At 61.6% G+C, this 17,113-nt stretch carries 14 protein-coding genes; 4 read left to right on the top strand and 10 right to left on the bottom strand.

The features are described from left to right. Positions 1 to 346 precede the first annotated feature (346 nt). Complete coding sequence (locus ACB028_RS05255; RefSeq protein ID WP_042027935.1) at positions 347 to 1,777, top strand: sodium:alanine symporter family protein; 1,431 nt, start codon at positions 347 to 349, stop codon at positions 1,775 to 1,777. A gap of 51 nt (positions 1,778 to 1,828) precedes the next feature. Here ACB028_RS05255 and ACB028_RS05250 read toward each other — a convergent pair whose 3' ends face one another. The 3 genes from ACB028_RS05250 to ACB028_RS05240 are packed head-to-tail and all read right to left on the bottom strand — an operon-like array spanning position 1,829 to position 5,701. Further along, positions 1,829 to 3,805 carry a transglutaminaseTgpA domain-containing protein gene (locus tag ACB028_RS05250; protein ID WP_371143690.1) on the bottom strand — a complete coding sequence of 659 codons (1,977 nt, stop codon included), beginning with the start codon at positions 3,803 to 3,805 and terminating at the stop codon, positions 1,829 to 1,831. Continuing rightward, the gene (locus ACB028_RS05245) at positions 3,792 to 4,781 is read right to left on the bottom strand and encodes a DUF58 domain-containing protein (RefSeq protein ID WP_268855282.1); all 990 of its coding nucleotides are present in this window, start codon (positions 4,779 to 4,781) and stop codon (positions 3,792 to 3,794) included. The genes ACB028_RS05250 and ACB028_RS05245 overlap by 14 nt, the downstream gene beginning before the upstream one ends. Further along, a complete protein-coding gene (locus ACB028_RS05240; protein WP_268855283.1) occupies positions 4,781 to 5,701 on the bottom strand; it encodes a MoxR family ATPase in 921 nt (306 codons plus the stop codon). The genes ACB028_RS05245 and ACB028_RS05240 overlap by 1 nt, the downstream gene beginning before the upstream one ends. Before the next feature lie 169 nt (positions 5,702 to 5,870). On the opposite strand from ACB028_RS05240, the gene ampC reads away from it, so the two are divergent. Beyond that, positions 5,871 to 7,019 carry an FOX/MOX family class C beta-lactamase gene (ampC, locus tag ACB028_RS05235; RefSeq protein WP_371143689.1) on the top strand — a complete coding sequence of 383 codons (1,149 nt, stop codon included), beginning with the start codon at positions 5,871 to 5,873 and terminating at the stop codon, positions 7,017 to 7,019. Positions 7,020 to 7,126: 107 nt separating this feature from the next. Here the strand turns inward: ampC and ruvX are convergent, their stop codons facing one another. After that, positions 7,127 to 7,549: a Holliday junction resolvase RuvX gene (gene ruvX / locus ACB028_RS05230; RefSeq protein ID WP_026457452.1), complete on the bottom strand. Its 423-nt coding sequence runs from the start codon at positions 7,547 to 7,549 to the stop codon at positions 7,127 to 7,129. A 46-nt stretch (positions 7,550 to 7,595) separates the two neighbouring features. Next, the gene (locus ACB028_RS05225) at positions 7,596 to 8,150 is read right to left on the bottom strand and encodes a YqgE/AlgH family protein (protein WP_342013016.1); all 555 of its coding nucleotides are present in this window, start codon (positions 8,148 to 8,150) and stop codon (positions 7,596 to 7,598) included. A gap of 117 nt (positions 8,151 to 8,267) precedes the next feature. On the opposite strand from ACB028_RS05225, the gene ACB028_RS05220 reads away from it, so the two are divergent. After that, on the top strand, positions 8,268 to 9,893 hold the full coding sequence (locus tag ACB028_RS05220) for a methyl-accepting chemotaxis protein (protein ID WP_371143688.1): 1,626 nt from the start codon (positions 8,268 to 8,270) through the stop codon (positions 9,891 to 9,893). Positions 9,894 to 10,040: 147 nt separating this feature from the next. Here ACB028_RS05220 and gshB read toward each other — a convergent pair whose 3' ends face one another. From gshB to metK, 5 genes are all read right to left on the bottom strand, one after another. Continuing rightward, the gene (gene gshB, locus ACB028_RS05215) at positions 10,041 to 10,994 is read right to left on the bottom strand and encodes a glutathione synthase (protein WP_371143687.1); all 954 of its coding nucleotides are present in this window, start codon (positions 10,992 to 10,994) and stop codon (positions 10,041 to 10,043) included. Positions 10,995 to 11,108: 114 nt separating this feature from the next. After that, positions 11,109 to 11,840 (bottom strand): 16S rRNA (uracil(1498)-N(3))-methyltransferase, encoded by a 732-nt coding sequence (gene rsmE, locus ACB028_RS05210; protein WP_224210193.1) that lies wholly within the window; start codon positions 11,838 to 11,840, stop codon positions 11,109 to 11,111. 65 nt (positions 11,841 to 11,905) lie between these two features. Beyond that, positions 11,906 to 12,610, bottom strand: a complete 705-nt coding sequence (locus tag ACB028_RS05205) for an endonuclease (protein WP_026458599.1) — start codon at positions 12,608 to 12,610, stop codon at positions 11,906 to 11,908. Positions 12,611 to 12,684: 74 nt separating this feature from the next. Continuing rightward, positions 12,685 to 13,194 carry a SprT family zinc-dependent metalloprotease gene (locus ACB028_RS05200; RefSeq protein ID WP_371143686.1) on the bottom strand — a complete coding sequence of 170 codons (510 nt, stop codon included), beginning with the start codon at positions 13,192 to 13,194 and terminating at the stop codon, positions 12,685 to 12,687. A gap of 69 nt (positions 13,195 to 13,263) precedes the next feature. Next, positions 13,264 to 14,415: a methionine adenosyltransferase gene (gene metK, locus ACB028_RS05195; RefSeq protein ID WP_026457661.1), complete on the bottom strand. Its 1,152-nt coding sequence runs from the start codon at positions 14,413 to 14,415 to the stop codon at positions 13,264 to 13,266. A 352-nt stretch (positions 14,416 to 14,767) separates the two neighbouring features. Between metK and tkt the strand changes: the two genes are divergently transcribed. Beyond that, positions 14,768 to 16,759: a transketolase gene (gene tkt / locus ACB028_RS05190; RefSeq protein ID WP_371143685.1), complete on the top strand. Its 1,992-nt coding sequence runs from the start codon at positions 14,768 to 14,770 to the stop codon at positions 16,757 to 16,759. Positions 16,760 to 17,113 lie beyond the last annotated feature (354 nt).

Raw genomic sequence — 17,113 nt, 5'->3', positions numbered from 1 at the left:
TTTAATTACATGGAAAACGTTTGGCGACAGTGCGCGATTTGAGCGCCGTTTCAGGCAAGCGTTTGCATTTTTTGACGAGGTTTGGCGGCGGCAGATGAAAGGTTCTCTTATGAGGCTTGTTTTCTGCTTGCTCGATTAACTTATTGGAATTGTTGAAAGTTTGCGATTTGAATGGAGCTTTTTGGGCTTTTTCCGTTCGTTTTTTGTATCCCGAGTGATCGGGATCACTATTCTGAACTCCCCCGCTATGCTAGATTCCGCCCCTTTAGCGAAACGCTAATTAAAACGACAGACAAAAAACGGCCGGCACGGATCGGCCATGGATGTGAATAACAACGAGAGAATTATGGACACTTTGATTGCGATGCTAAACGACCTGATGTGGGGAGCCGTGCTCATCTACCTGCTCATCGGGGTCGGAATTTTCTTCACCTTCAGACTCGGCTTTATCCAGGTCCGCCACTTTGGCCACATGTTTTCCGTGCTGAAGAACAGCCGTAAATCGGACAACGCAGGCATCTCCTCCTTCCAGGCTCTTTGTACCAGTCTCGCCGCACGTGTCGGCACCGGCAACCTGGCCGGTGTGGCCGTAGCCATCTATCTGGGTGGCCCGGGCGCCATCTTCTGGATGTGGCTGATCGCCTTCATCGGCATGGCGACCGCCTTCGTCGAGAGCACCCTGGCCCAGCTCTACAAGGTCAAGGATGAAGACGGCAACTATCGTGGCGGCCCCGCCTACTACATGGAAAAGGGGCTTGGCATGCGCTGGATGGGGGTGCTGTTTTCACTGTGCCTGATCCTGGCCTTCGGTCTGGTGTTCAACGCGGTGCAGGCCAACTCCATCAGCCTGGCGATGAACGTGGCTTTCGGCATTCCTGACTGGGTCAGCGGCCTGGCGCTGGTGGTCCTCTCCGGCCTCATCATCTTCGGCGGGATTCGCGGCATCGCCCGTTTCGCCGAACTGGTAGTGCCCTTCATGGCACTGGCCTACATCCTGCTGGCGCTGATCATCGTCGCCATGAATATCAGCGAACTGCCCGGTGTGTTTGCCCTGATCATCAAGTCGGCGTTTGGTATCGAACAGGCAGGGTCCGGTGCCCTAGGTTATGCCATCTCCCAGGCGATGATCAACGGCATCAAGCGCGGCCTCTTCTCCAACGAGGCGGGCATGGGTTCTGCGCCCAACGCCGCAGCGACTGCGACCCCTTATCCGCCCCATCCGGCCTCCCAGGGTTATGTGCAGATGCTGGGGGTCTTCATGGACACCATCGTCATCTGCAGCTGTACCGCGGCCATCATCCTGGTCTCCGGCCAGTTTGAACCGGGTTCCGGTGTGACCGGCGTCGAGCTGACCCAGCGTGCGCTGTCATCCCAGATAGGCAACGGTGGCAACATCTTCATCGCCGCAGCCATCTTCTTCTTCGCCTTCACCTCCATAGTGGCGAACTACTCCTACGCGGAGACCAACCTGGTGTTCCTCGAGCACAACCACAAGGGCGGTCTGATGCTGTTCCGTCTGTTCGTGCTGGGCATGGTGATGTTCGGTTCCGTGGGCGAGCTGCCGACCGTGTGGGCCATGGCGGATGTCTCCATGGGGCTGATGGCCATCGTCAACCTGGTGGCGATCCTGCTGCTCTCCGGCGTTGCCATCAAGCTGGCCAAGGATTACAACGACCAGCTCAAGTTGGGCAAGCTGCCTACCTTCGATGCCAACAAGTACCCCGAGATCCGCTCCCAACTGGAAGCGGGGATCTGGGACAACCCGACCAAGAAATAAGAGCGGGTGAGTCAGACCGACAAGGGGAGCCAGTGGCTCCCCTTTTTTTCGTTATGTCAGCCGATCCCAGCGGCGACAGACCTGGTTCAGCCGTCGCCGCAGCTGGCGCCAGTAGCGTTGGCGCTGCCGTGCATTGAGGGGGGCGTAGCGCCACCTGCGATAGAGCCAGGCACTTTGTCGCAGGGGATGGACCAGCTCGGGACGCAGCTGTGCCAGATGTTCGCACCACAGGGCCAGGCTTTCCCCCGGAGCGGGCGAGCAGCCTGTCTTCCGACCCCGTTTTAGCAGTGGCGACCAGATGCGTTGTTGTGGCGGTTGGCGGCCTGGCCAGAACAGGGGCAGGCTCACCAGCAGGGTAACCAGCATCAGGCTGGTGAGGATAAGCCATGGGATCTGGCCGGCGAGTGCCGGCCAGCGTTGGCCGAGCTGCTGCCAGAGTTGGCTGGCATCATGACCCAGCACCCAGCGGCTCCACTGATAGTCGATGTTGCTGCCCCACCAGCGCAGCTGGTTGAGCAGGGCCCAGTTGCGATAGCGCTGCAGGGCGAGGGGATCGGCGGCGGTAAACTCCTCGTTCAGCGCCTGGGTGATGCCCCCTTCGATACGCTCTGGCGCGACTACCGCAGTGGGATCGATGCGTCGCCAGCGCCCGGCACCATCGAGATACTCCACCCAGGCGTGGGCATCGAACTGGTGTACCGCCAGATAGTTGCCGCTGGGATTCCACTCGCCGCCGAGATAACCGGTCACCAGCCGGGCTGGCACCCCGGCTGAGCGCAGCACGAAGGCGGTGGCCATGGCGTAGTGGCCACAAAAGCCGCGCCGGGTATCGAACAGAAACTCATCCACTCCGTCGTCGCCAAGGGGAGGGGGCATCAGGGTGTAGGCATAGGGCTCACGGCGAAAGGTCGCCAGCAAGGCGGCCACCATGGCATCCCGCTCGGGGTATTGCTCGCGCAAGTCAAGGGCGAAGGCGCGCGCCCTGGGGTTGCCCGCCACCGGTAGTTGCAGATTGCGCTGGAGTGATTGCGGGGTGACATCTTGTTCTGCCTGAAGGCCGCTTACCCGATAGCGAATGGTCACCTCGCCGCGTCCCTGGCGATAGAGGGTGGCAAGGGGGGTCACCAGTACGGGACCATCCAGCACCAAGGGACTGGCCAGGGCAAAGGCCCAGCGATGGCGCTGGGGCTCGGCGATCACCTCGTAACTGCCGGTTGGCAGAGGCACATCGGATAGCACACCGGGTACGTCCTCTCTGGTTGGAACGGCGCGCTGCCAGGTCTTGACTTCGGCGCTCAGCTGCCAGCTCCGGCCATCGAAATACTCTTGGCGCATCACCGGAAAGTAACGCTCGCTGGTGGGGGGCGGGCCACCTGCGAAGGTGACGCGAAAGGCGAGCTCGGACGAGTTGGCCAGCTCGCTGATGTCCCCGGGTGATACCTCCTCCGACAGCCCCGACAGGGCGCGGCTGGTGGCGGGCATCTGCCATAGAGGCGGCAGTTTTGGCAGCAGCAAAAACAGGGTAAGTAGCAATGGAAAGGCCAGCAGCAGCGCAAAGCCCGCCTTGCGCCAGGGCTGCTGCAAGGCGGGATCCACCGCCGCCACCAGCGCTGTGATTGCCAGCCAGAGGGTCAGCGCCATCACCAGGGCCCAGCCGATGCTCTGACGATGTACCAGCGCCAGCGCGATGAGGAAGAAGGCGAGCAGCAGCACCTGCTCTATGTCCCGCTCTCGCCGCACCTCTATCATCTTGAGGCTATAGCCGAGCCAGAGCAGGTTGATGAGGGCCGGCAGGGTGCCCAGCGCCCGCCATTGCCATACCAGCAGCAAGATGCCGATGCCGGCCAGCAGCGCCAGTAGCCGGGCAGGGGGCGGATGCCAGCCCCGCCACAGCATCATGGCGCGCACGCCCAGGGTCGCGGCGCCCACGGCCAGCACCCATAGTTGCAGCTGGGGCCAGAGCGCCGCCGCCAGCAGCAGTTGTTGCAGGGCGATGAGCGGCAGCAGGCGACGGTTATCGAGCAGCATCCTTCACCCTCTCTGCTGTTGTATCCCCCTTGTCGCCAACGCGCGCCAGTGCCAGCCGGCAACGCTGCAAAAAGGCGGGCCCGCTCTCGGGACCGAGGGGCTGGCCCGCCAGGGTCAGGGTGAAGGGGACGCCCCGCTTGGCGAAATCGCTGCACCACCAGGCCAGCACTGACAGCCGCGCTTCGAGATCCTGGCCACTGACCCGGGAGAGGGAGAGGTGGGTGTCATCTTGCAGGGGCTCTTCGAACTGCTTGACCAGGAGGCCGCGTCCCTGGGCGAGCTGCTTCCAGGCGATCCGGCTCGGCGGCTCCCCCGGGCGATGCTCCCGCAGGGTATCAAAGTCCCCGAGAGTGGCGGGAACGGTTTGCCCCTGTCCCTCTTGTTCCGTTTGCGAGGCGCCCGTGAGCAAACTCCCATAAAGGGGCGCGGGGGCGAGCCAGGCCTCCAGTTGCAGATCCAGCAGTGACCAGCAGCGAAACAGCCCTAGGGGGTAGCGGCTCTCCACCCTTAGCCGGTTCAACGCCACCCGGCCGCGCCGGCCGCCCTTGACTGGCAGGATCAGGCTGGCGGGAGCCGGGTCGGCTTGCGCCAGCCAGAGGGAGCCTTCGTTCAGGGTAAACTGCAGTGCCCGCGCAGGGCGAAGGGCTCTCACCGTCACCCGGATGGGCAGGGGCTGGACCGCTTCACCCAGCACCATGGGGCCCCCAAGCAGGGACAACCCCAGCAGGTTGCGATGGGTGAGCCACATGGCGGCCATAAACAGGCTGGCGAGGCAGTAGGCAATCAGCAGCACTAGGTTGTTCTGGTAGTTGGTGCCGAGCAGATAGATGGCGATCATCACCAGCAGGTAGCCAAGCCCGAGGCGGGTCGGCAGGATAAACAGGCTGCGCGGCCCCAGCGTTACCTGGCGGGCGGGGGGAATGCGGCGGGCCAGCCAGCGCCGCTGCCATGCATCCCGTCGGTGTCGCCAGCCCATCAAGGATTGTCCGGATCCACCCTGGCCAGCAGGCGCTGACTCAGGGGGCAGGCCTCGCCGCGTTGCACGCCAAAGCTCCCCCTGAGCCTGTGTTCGGCCACATAGGGGAAAACGGCCTGCACATCCTCTGCCGTCACGAAACGGCGCCCCGCGACCAGGGCCCAGGCGCGGCTGACCGCCAGCAGGGTGCGAGCGGCCCGGGGGGAGAGGGGCTGGGGCAGATCCTCATCGAACCGGCTCTGGTGGACCAGCGCCAGCAGGTAGTCGAGGGTGGCATCGGAGAGATGAATGTCATCTGCCTGCGCTTGCAGGGCGGCCAGGGCGGCAGCATCCAGCTGGCGGGTCAGGGTGACGGGCTGGTTGGCACCGCGCAGTAGCTGTCGCTCGGCTTCCCTTGGGGGAAAGCCTAGCGACAGGCGTACGGCGAAGCGATCGAGCTGGGACTCCGGCAGGGGATAGGTGCCTGCCTGATCCGCCGGATTCTGGGTAGCGATGACGAAGAAGGGGGAGGGGAGCGGATAGCTCTGTCCCTCCATGCTCACACTGTGCTCGGCCATGGCCTCCAGCAGGGCGCTCTGCACCTTGGGGCTGGCGCGGTTGATCTCGTCGGCCAGCAACACCTGGGTGAAGACGGGGCCGGGGTGAAAGCGAAACTGCTGCTGGACTTTATCGAAGATCTGCAGCCCCAGCAGATCGGCAGGCAGCAGATCGGCGGTGAACTGCACTCGCCGGCAATCGAGCCCCAGCACCTGGGCCAGCGCATGGGCCAGGGTGGTCTTGCCCATGCCGGGCAGATCCTCGATCAGCAGATGGCCGCGAGCCAGCAAGGTGACCAGAGCTATCTTGAGTTGCTGCGGCTTGCCGAGGATCACCTGCTCCAGGGCCGTCAACAGTTGCGCAATCTGTTCCTGTGTCCTCATTCGCACCTCCATTGTGCTCTCTCCCATTTATACCCCAGTCAGAAGAGATTGGTCTAAGCTGGCCGTCGTTTATTTCTTGGTGACTTCACAGAGACTTCACACAGGCTCACCCTGGGCTCATGCAGCATGGTTATAGTGGCATCTCTGACTCCACCATGAGATTGACACCATGAAACAACGAATCGCGCTATCACTGCTGGCATTGGGGCCCCTGTTGCTCGTCCCACGCGTTTATGCCACGGCAGATGAGCCCATGGCGAGCATAGTGGAAAAGGCTGTCCAGCCGCTGCTGGAGGAGTACCGGATCCCGGGCATGGCGGTCGCCGTGCTGAAGGAGGGCAAGCCTCACTACTTCAATTATGGCGTCGCCAATCGGGAGAGCGGCCGGCGCATCAGCGAGCGGACCCTGTTCGAGATTGGTTCGGTCAGCAAGACCTTTACTGCGACCCTGGGCACCTACGCGGTCGTCAAAGGGGGCTTTCGGCTGGATGACAAGGTGAGCCAGCACGCGCCCTGGTTGCAGAATTCGGCGTTTGATCGGGTCACCATGGCCCAGCTGGCGACCTACAGCGCAGGGGGCTTGCCGTTGCAGTTTCCCGATGCGGTCGACTCAAACGAGAGAATGCGCCAGTACTACCGGCAGTGGTCACCGCTTTATGCGGCAGGCACTCATCGCGAGTACTCCAACCCCAGCATAGGTCTGTTCGGCCATCTGGCGGCGAGCACCCTGGGCCAACCATTCAGACAACTGATGAGCCAGACTCTGCTGCCCAAGCTCGATTTGCAGCACACCTATCTCGAGGTGCCAGACGCAGCCATGGTTGACTATGCCTATGGCTATTCGAAGGAAGACAAACCCGTCAGGGTCAATCCCGGAGTGCTGGCGGACGAAGCCTATGGCATCAAGACCAGCGCGGCGGATCTCATCAAGTTTGTGGGCGCCAACATGACAGGCAGTGGCGACAAGGCGGTGCAGCAAGCGCTGGCCATGACCCGTACCGGTTTCTACTCGGTGGGAGAGATGACTCAGGGGCTGGGGTGGGAGAGCTACGCCTATCCCGTGACCGAACAGGCGCTGCTGGCGGGCAATTCACCGGCGGTGAGCTTCAAGGCCAATCCGGTCAAGCCCTTTGTGGCTCCCAAAGTGATGGGGAACGAGCGACTCTACAACAAGACGGGCTCGACCAACGGCTTTGGTGCCTATGTGGTGTTTGTTCCGGCCAGAGGCGTGGGCATCGTCATGCTGGCCAATCGCAACTATCCCATTGAGGCCAGAGTCAAGGCCGCCTATGCCATCCTGCGCCATCTGGTGCCCTGATGGCCGCATTCAATGTTTGGCCATGATAAGTGGCTGGTTGATGTAAACAATGACGCCGGGCTGATCCCGGCGTCATTGTTTATGGGGCTTGGAGGGGGATAAGCGGATTAGCCGTATTGCTCTTCCATCCAGGCTTCGACGATCAGCTGGGCGGAGACGCCGTCCACGCTGCCTTTCTCCAGGGCGCGATAGCCACCCTGCGCGAACAGGCGGGCCCGGGCATCCGTGGTGGTGAGCCGCTCATCCTTGAACTCCACCGGCTTGCCGAAGCGGCCGTGCAGGCGATTGCCGAATTTGCGGGCGCGCACCGTGATCTCCTGATCGGTGCCGTCCATGTTGAGCGGCAGACCGACAATGAGCAGATCCGGTTGCCACTCCTTGAGCAGCTTCTCTATCTCGTCCCAGTTGGGGATGCCGTCGTTGGCCTTGAGGGCGCGCAGCGGGCGGGCCGTGCCGGTGAGCTCCTGGCCGATGGCGACCCCTATGCTCTTGGTGCCGTAGTCAAAGCCCATGATACTGCGTGATGACATTGAATAATTTCCTCAAAATGCGTCGCAAAATGCACAGCAGATTGCATCAGCCGTGGCCGATGTCGCTGGACAGGTGAACGGGATTGACGCCAATGCTGGCGGCGGCGCGTTGCCAGCGCTGGTGGATGGGGGTCTTGAACACCAGATCCGGATTGGGAGGGATCACCAGCCAGGCGCCCTCGACCAGCTCCTGCTCCAGCTGACCTGCACTCCAGCCGGCATAACCCAGGGCAACCAGCCAGTGATCCGGCGCCTCGTCGGTGCCCAGAGTCTCGAGAATGTCCTTGGAGGTGGTCACCATCACCTCGTCTCCCACCTGCAGGGTGGAGTTGAACCCGGGGCGGAAGCTGTGCAGCACGAAGCCGCGATCGGCGTGCACCGGTCCCCCCTGCAGCACGGGCTGCTTGAGTTCCGGGTTGGCGGGCGGGGCCAGCTTGAGCTGAGCCAGCATGGTCTCCAGCGTCATATCCACCGGAATATTGACCACCAGCCCCATGGCGCCTTGTTCATTGTGTTCGCACAGGTAAACCAGCGAACGCTCGAAATAGGGGTCGGTGAGGCTCGGCATGGCGAGCAGGAAGTGATTTTGCAGTGTTTGCATATGGGCCAAATATTGCAAAGGTATTTGCGTCAATTATGGCAGCTCGCTTCGTCTGGCAAAACCGCTTTTTGGCGGCTGGTTCAGGCCTATCAATCTATTTCGGGTGGAGAGAAAGCCATGGAAGGTATTTCAATCAAGCAGAAGCTTATCCTGGGCTGCGTAGTCCCCCTGCTGGCGCTGTTGCTGCTGGTCATAGGGGCAACCCAGGCGATGTCCCAGCTGATGACGGGGATAAACGCCATGTATCAGGGAGAGGTGGTCCAGCTCAAGGAGCTCAAGCAGATCGCCGATCTCTACGCGGTCAAGGTGATCGATGCTGCCAACAAGGCCAACGTCGGGGGCTTTGAACCTGCCCGTTCCAAAGCGGACATGAGCGCCGCCCAGCAGGAGATAACCCTGATCTGGCGCCAATATCGCAGCCACAACATGAGCGACGAGGAGCGCAGGCTGGCGGACAAGGTGGAGGGGTTGTTTGCCGCCGCCAATCACGAGATAGACAGCGTGATGCAGTTGCTGGATCGCTCGCAGGGGCAGGATCGCACGGCCCTCTCCGCCGCCATCATGCCCCTTTATCAGGTGATCGACCCGGTCAGCGATGCGGTGAGCGTGCTGGTGGAATATCAGCTGACGGAAGCGGAGAAGAAAGTGGCCGAGCTCAACCAGCTCAGACAGCAGCTGACCCAGCTGTTTATCGCGCTGTTTGTGGTGGTGGGTGGCTGCGTGCTGTTTATCGGGATTTGGGCCGGGCGCAGCGTCAGCCAGCCGCTGGCGGCCATGGGTCAGATCCTGCGCGGTATGCAGACGGATCTCGACTTGAGCAAGCAGGCCCCCGTACTGCGCAAGGATGAGATGGGCAGCCTGGCGCACTCCCTCAACGAGGTGATCCGCCATTTCCGTGGCCTCATCGCCCAGATCAACGACATGGCGGAGCAGCTTGCCAGGGAGTCGGCCCAGCTGGCCCATATCGGAGTCGAGAGCCGCCAGCGTTTTGCCCAGCAGCAGGCGGAGACGGATCAGACCGCCACCGCCATGAACCAGATGAGCAGCACGGTGGCCGAAGTGGCCAACAGTTCCAACAACGCCGCCGATGCGGCCCGTCATGCCGATGACAGCGCGCGGCACGGCCACAAGACAGTGGAAGACGCCATCCACCGGATGTCCGGTCTCTCCTCCCAGATCCAGAACACGGCGGCCATGATCACCCAGCTGGCGGATGATAGCCGGGATATCGGCAGCGTGATGGACGCCATTCGCGGCATTGCCGAGCAGACCAACCTGCTGGCTCTCAACGCCGCCATTGAGGCGGCCAGGGCCGGGGATCAGGGACGCGGCTTTGCTGTGGTCGCCGACGAGGTGCGCACCCTGGCCCAGCGCACCCAGCGTTCCACTGAAGAGATTGGCAAGACCATCATCAAGTTGCAGCAGGGGGCCAACCAGGCGGCCAGCAGCATGGAGCAGGGGTTGGAGCAGGTGGAGGAGTCCAACCGCACCGTGCTGGCCTGTGGTCAGGCGCTGGGGGATATCGTCAGTTCGGTCAACGTGATCAACGAGATGAACACCCAGATTGCCACGGCGGCGGAGGAGCAGAGCAAGGTGGCCGAGGAGATCACCCGCAACGTGGTCAATATCGCCCATATCTCGACCGAGTCGACCGAGGCGGCGACCCAGCTCAATCAGAGTTGCCACGAGCTGGAGCAGCTGTCGAACGATCTCAAGGCGAAGGTGGGGCAGTTCCGCTGCTAAGAGAGTACCGCCCGGGTGTGACGGCCTGATCCGTGAGCGGGGCTGAATGGATCATGATGATTCCCGCGTCAGCGGCAGAAACCGGAGGCAAAAAAAGAGGCGGCACAGGGTGCCGCCTCTTTCGTTGCTGTTTGTTGTTTGCCAGCGTTAGGCCTTGGCCAACCGACGCTCGATGGCGTCCATCAGCATGCCGGTGATGTGAACCGGGAAGGCCGCCTCGATCTCGCGGATGCAGGTCGGGCTGGTCACGTTGATCTCGGTCAGGCGATCACCAATGATGTCGAGTCCGACGAAGATGAGGCCCTTCTCCTTGAGAGTCGGGCCGACCGCGCGGGCGATGGCCCAGTCGGAGACGCTCAAGGGGCGTGCCTCGCCACGACCGCCGGCGGCCAGGTTGCCGCGAGTTTCGCCCTGGGCCGGGATGCGCGCCAGACAGTAGGGAACCGGCTCGCCGTCCACCACCAGCACCCGCTTGTCCCCCTCCTTGATGGCCGACAGGTAGGTCTGCGCCATGCAGTAACGCTGGCCGTGCTCGGTCAATGTCTCGATGATGACGCCGACGTTGGCATCATCCTCCTTCATGCGGAAGATGGAGGCGCCACCCATGCCGTCGAGGGGCTTGAGGATGACGTCCTTGTGCTGGGCGTGGAAGGCGCGCAGCTTGTCGGCACGACGCGTAACCAGCGTGGTCGGGGTGTGCTCGGCAAACCAGGCGGTGTAGAGCTTCTCGTTGGCGTCGCGCAGGCTCTGGGGCTTGTTGACGATGAGGCAGCCCTCGTCCTCGGCACGCTCCAGCATGTAGGTGGCGTAGATGAACTCGGTGTCAAACGGCGGATCCTTGCGCATCAGGATCACGTCCAGGCTGGAGAGGGGCTGATCGACCACCTCGCCCAGGGTGAACCAGTTGGCGTAGTCATGCTTGACCGTGAGCGGACGCATGGTGCCAAATGCCCGGCCTTCCTGCATGTAGAGATCCTTCATCTCCAGATAGAAGAGCTCATAGCCGCGCTTTTGCGCCTCTTCGAGCATGGCGAAGCTGGAATCCTTCTTGATGTTGATGGACGAAATGGGGTCCATCACGATGCCGAGTTTAATGGTCATCCGCTGTTCCTTTTTAATGGCTCGATAGGGTTGTAGGGTCGATTAGCGCAGCGTAATCGTCCGCTTGCGGCTGCGTCGATGCAGCCATGGGGCTGATTGATGCGGCCGATAGTATCAAGCGAGATCGCCGAAGCGACACTGCAGTGCCGTAATGGCGGTCAGGGCGGCGGTTTCGGTGCGCAGCACCCGCGGCCCGAGCAGCATCTCTTTGAAATCTTCCTGCACGGTACGGGCGATCTCCTCGCCAGACAAGCCCCCTTCCGGGCCGATCAGCAGGCGCACGCCATGCTCCGGCACCGGCAGGGTGTTGATGCTGTACTCGGCGCGCGGGTGCAGGTTGAGCTTGAGCTCTTTGGTCTCTTCCGCCAGCCAGGCGTCCAGCTCCATCGGCATGCGCACCTCTGGCACCACGTTGCGGCCGCACTGCTCGCAGGCGCTGATCACCACTTTCTGCCACTGCTCGCGTTTTTTCTCCAGCCGATCCGCCGGCAGCTTGACGCCGCAGCGCTCGGAGAAGAGCGGGGTGATGCAGGTGACGCCCAGCTCCACCGATTTCTGGATGGTGAAATCCATCTTGTCGCCGCGGCTGATCACCTGACCCAGGTGAATGGCGAGCGGTGACTCCACCGAGCGCTGTTCGCAGCTGTCTATGGTCACGTCCACCGACTTCTTGCCGACGCTGGTGATGGTGGCGGGGTACTGGTTGCCGTCGCCATTGAACAGCTCGAGCTGTTGGCCCGGCTGCATGCGCAGCACCCGGCCGATGTGGTTGGCACCGTCTTCCGACAGGGCGAGGGTCTGGCCCACCTGCAGGGTGGCCGGTTCATAGATACGTGGAATGCGCATGGCGGCTTATCAGTCTCTTGCTCGTTCAACAGGCGAGGATGCCTGATCCTCGCCATTAGATAGGGTTATTGGCACTGCTTTTCAATAAAGGGGTTGGTATTGCCCTGCAGCTTGCCGATGCGACGGTTGCGCTCGCACTCCCAGCCCTCGGCCGGGTACTGGCGATCCCAGGCTTCGAACAGTCTACGCTGTTGCGCGGCAAGGCGCAGCCCATACTGCTGGCTCATGTAGAGATAGGCACGGGCGATCTGGCCGCGTACCGGCCCCTTGGGCGGCTGCACCCGGCGATCCTTGAAGTCCACCAGCATCTGGCACTGGCCGTATTGATCCGGCTTGCCGTTCCAGTCGGAGAAACGGAAGTTGGCGCGATCGCCGTTCACCTCGCCGATGGCGGGGTAGAGGTTGTGCATGTCCCCCTCCATCTTGTTGAACTCGTCGCTCTTGCCGCAGTTTTTGCGGCCTCCTTCCTGCCAGCATTTGAGCTGGTGGCCGAACTCCCAGGCGGGCACCACGTGTTCCCACTCGATGCGGGCGGCGCGCTTGGGTTGCTTGCGCGGTTCATAGCCGCAGCTGGCGAGATCCGGGCTCATTTTCCTGCCCTGATAGTCGATGTCGCAGCCACAGTAGAAGCTGGTGACGGCGGGTTGGGTCTGGTAAAGCCTGACCAGATCCTGCTTGGCTTCGCGAAAGGTCTGGGCATGCAGGGGGGCGCTGAGCAGCGGCAAACCGGCCAGCAGGGTCAGAGTGAGGGACAACAGCGGACGAAACATGGAGATCCTTGAAAATAAAGCAGTTTAACGTAACGAATCGGGCACCCTAGCACAGAGGTGCGACACAGGCTGGCTTATTCCGGCTGGGCTCGCTCCAGTGCCGTATGGCAGCGGCGACAGTGGTAGCGGGCCTCGCCGCGCATCACCTTGTTGTGGCGACGGATCGACAGCTGATGCAGCTGGCACTGACAGCGATAGGGCACGGTCGGCTGTGCCAGTACCGCCAGATCGAAGCTGTGGGTGGTTCTGGGCTCAAGGCCGAACACTTCCCGCATTACCGACTGCCACTGCCTGCCGTGGGGCAGTACCCGCGCCTTGCCGCGCCCTTCACCCCAGAGCGCATAGACCAGCAGGTGGGCGACCTCGTGGGGCACCACCTCGGCCAGAAAGGCCTGCTGGTTGTCCTGATAGAGGGCGGGGTTGAAGCGTAGCTCCCAGGTTTGCAACCGTGCCGACCCGGCTGCCCGGCCCCGCATGTTGCAATGAATGCGCGGGCGGGGGAAGGTGCGGCCAAGGCGCGCCTCGGCCTGGGTGAAGCAGGCGTCAACGCGTTGATGGAGCTGGGATTCTAGCTGGGCAGACATGGGACTTCCGGTGGTCGGCAGACAAGTAAAAGGGGAGCCAGGCTCCCCTTTATATCACAACCGTGAGCCTTACAGGCCGGCGGCAGCGCGCAGCAGCTCGGCCTTGTCGGTCTGCTCCCAGGGGAACTCGTTGCGACCGAAGTGACCGTAGGCGGCGGTAGCCTGGTAGATGGGACGCTTGAGATCCAGCATCTCGATCAGGCCATACGGGCGCAGTTCGAAGTGTTCGCGCACCAGCTTGACCAGCAGATCCTCGGCCACCTTGGCGGTACCGAAGGTCTCGACGCTGATGGAGGTCGGCTCGGCCACGCCGATGGCGTAGGAGACCTGCACTTCACAGCGATCGGCCAGGCCGGCGGCAACGATGTTCTTGGCCACGTAGCGGGCAGCGTAGGCGGCGGAGCGGTCAACCTTGGACGGATCCTTGCCGGAGAAGGCGCCACCACCGTGACGGGCCATGCCGCCGTAGGTGTCGACGATGATCTTGCGACCGGTCAGACCGCAGTCACCCATGGGGCCGCCGATAACGAAACGGCCGGTCGGGTTGATGAAGTACTTGGTGTCCTTGGTGATCCACTCTTGCGGCAGCACCGGCTTGATGATCTCTTCGCGTACCGCTTCCACCAGATCGCTGTGGCTGATGGAGTCACAGTGCTGGGTGGAGAGCACCACGGCGTCCACGCCCAGGATCTTGCCTGCGTCATCGTAGGCGAAGGTCAGCTGGCTCTTGGCATCCGGACGCAGCCACGGCAGGGTGCCATTCTTGCGTACTTCGGCCTGGCGCTTGACCAGCAGGTGGGAGTAGGTGATGGGTGCCGGCATCAGCACGTCGGTTTCGTTGGTGGCGTAGCCGAACATCAAGCCCTGGTCACCGGCCCCCTGCTCCAGCGGGTCGCTGCGGTCAACGCCCTGGTTGATGTCCGGGGACTGCTTGCCGATGGCGTTCAGCACGGCGCAGGAGTCGGCATCGAAGCCCATGTCGGAGTGGGTGTAGCCGATTTCGCGCACGGTATTACGCACGATCTCTTCGATATCGACCCAAGCAGAGGTGGTTACTTCACCGGCCACCATGACCATGCCGGTCTTGACCAGGGTCTCGCAGGCGACGCGCGCCTTGGTGTCTTGCTGGAGAATGGCGTCCAGCACCGCATCGGAGATCTGGTCCGCGATTTTATCGGGATGGCCTTCGGAGACCGACTCGGAAGTAAACAGCTTTGCCATGATGAAATTCTCAGTTTGTCCGGGTTATCGCCAGTGCAATAACCGGGTGATATTGGGATGACTGTAGAGGTATCTACATCTGGACGTCTATTCTAGTTAGCGCCCCCCTTGAATGCCAGTACTATTTTCCCGCTACCGGCCAGTTTGGTTTCTTATGACACCCTGCTATCTCCAAAGGGATGGAGATCAAACGTTTGCAGCCGGTTTGGGCCGCCAACCCAAGGCGAGAAAAGCGATTGTCCTCCCAAAGCCACTTTATTCATCCAGATAACATTTGCACGGCGCGCGCCCTGCTGGGACAATAACGCGCCTTAATCTTGGCCATCAAATGAAGCAATCGCAGGAGATACAGATGCCTTCTCGTAAAGAGCTTGCCAATGCCATTCGTGCATTGAGTATGGATGCCGTTCAAAAAGCCAACTCCGGTCACCCGGGCGCCCCCATGGGAATGGCGGATATCGCCGAAGTATTGTGGCGCAGCCACCTGAAACATAACCCGAACAACCCCAAGTGGGCCGACCGCGACCGTTTCATCCTCTCCAACGGCCACGGCTCCATGCTGCTGTACTCCCTGCTGCACCTCTCCGGTTATGACCTCTCCATCGATGATCTGAAAAACTTCCGCCAGCTGCACTCTCGCACCCCGGGTCACCCGGAGTACGGCTACGCGCCGGGCGTCGAGACCACTACTGGCCCGCTGGGTCAGGGCATCACCAACGCCGTGGGCATGGCGATCGCCGAGAAGGCCATGGCCGAGCAGTTCAACAAGCCGGGTCACGACATCGTTGACCACTACACCTACGCCTTCATGGGTGACGGCTGCCTGATGGAAGGTATCTCCCACGAGGCTTGCTCCCTGGCCGGTACCCTGCAACTGGGCAAGCTGATCGCGTTCTGGGATGACAACGGCATCTCCATCGACGGTCACGTGGAAGGCTGGTTCACCGACGACACCGTCAAGCGCTTCGAAGCCTACGGCTGGCACGTCATCCCGGCCGTTGACGGTCACAACCCGGAAGCGATCAACGCCGCCATCGAAGCCGCCAAGGCCGAGACCGGCAAGCCGACCCTGATCTGCTGCCGCACCATCATCGGTTACGGTTCCCCGAACAAGTCCGGCTCTCACGACTGCCACGGCGCACCGCTCGGCAACGACGAGATCGCCGCTGCCCGCGCCTTCCTGAAGTGGGACCACGCACCGTTCGAGATCCCGGCCGACATCGCTGCCGAGTGGAACGGTCGCGAGAAGGGCGCTGCGCTGGAAGCCGACTGGGCTGCCAAGTTTGCCGCCTATGAAGCCGCTCACCCGGCGCTGGCTGCCGAGTTCAAGCGCCGCAGCGCTGGCGAACTGCCGGCCAACTGGGCAAGCGAATCTGCCAAGATCATCGAAAACCTGCAGGCCAATCCGGCCAAGATCGCCACCCGCAAGGCCTCCCAGAACGCTCTGGAAGCCTTCGGCAAGCTGCTGCCGGAATTCATGGGTGGCTCCGCCGACCTGGCTCCGTCCAACCTGACCATGTGGTCCGGCTCCAAGTCCCTGACCAACGATGATGCCTCCGGCAACTACATCCACTACGGTGTACGCGAGTTCGGCATGTCCGCCATCATGAACGGTATCGCCCTGCACGGTGGTTTCATCCCCTACGGCGCCACCTTCCTGATGTTCATGGAGTATGCCCGCAACGCCCTGCGCATGGCCGCCCTGATGAAGCAGCGTTCCATCTTCGTTTACACCCACGACTCCATCGGTCTGGGTGAAGATGGCCCGACTCACCAGCCGGTCGAGCAGATCGCTTCCCTGCGTCTGACTCCGAACATGAGCACCTGGCGTCCGTGTGACCAGGTGGAATCTGCCATCGCCTGGAAACACGCCATCGAGCGTACCGACGGCCCGACCTCTCTGATCTTCTCTCGTCAGAACCTGGCCCAGATGGACCGCACCGCCCAGCAGCTGGCCGATGCCGCCAAGGGTGGTTATGTGCTGAAAGATTGCGCCGGTACCCCGGAGCTGATCCTGATCGCCACCGGTTCCGAAGTGGAGCTGGCTGTGGCCGCTTATGAGCAGCTGACTGCCAAGGGCCGTGCCGTGCGTGTGGTCTCCCTGCCTTGCACCGACGTATTCGACGCGCAATCCGCCGAATACAAGGAGTCCGTGCTGCCGGCGGCCGTCACCAAGCGTGTGGCCATCGAAGCGGGTATCGCCGACTACTGGTACAAGTACGTGGGCTTTGGCGGCAAGATCATCGGCATGCGCTCCTTCGGCGAGTCCGCGCCGGCCGAGCTGCTGTTCAAGGAATTCGGCTTTACCGTGGAAAACGTGGTTGCGACTGCAGAGTCCCTGTAACAGCCCCTGTAATAGCTGACCATTGGGTCGCGCAGGCCCAATAGCCGGAAAATAAAACGCCCTCCATCGCAAGATGGGGGGCGTTTTTATAAGAAATTTCTGATTGGGAGATATAGCTGAATCAGGGAATATATTTTTGACTTAAATTTCCTAATTTTGAACAGTCTCACTTTTATCTTAACCATGTTACATGATTGGTGTCATACGATGCTTTTCATAATATATTATGTGCCTGAATGGCGATTTTTTCGCGCTCAATGAAGTATCGTTTTTGGTGATAAAGGGCAGGTGAATTACTTTTTCGGATTGTCATGCTAGTGATTGGTTTAATTATAAATAAATCAGGTGATATAT

Source organism: Aeromonas sp. S9(2024) (assembly GCF_041403185.1).
Classification (GTDB): domain Bacteria; phylum Pseudomonadota; class Gammaproteobacteria; order Enterobacterales; family Aeromonadaceae; genus Aeromonas; species Aeromonas enteropelogenes.
Note: the sequence above shows the minus strand (reverse complement) of the source record. Positions and strands in the feature narration are given on the sequence as shown.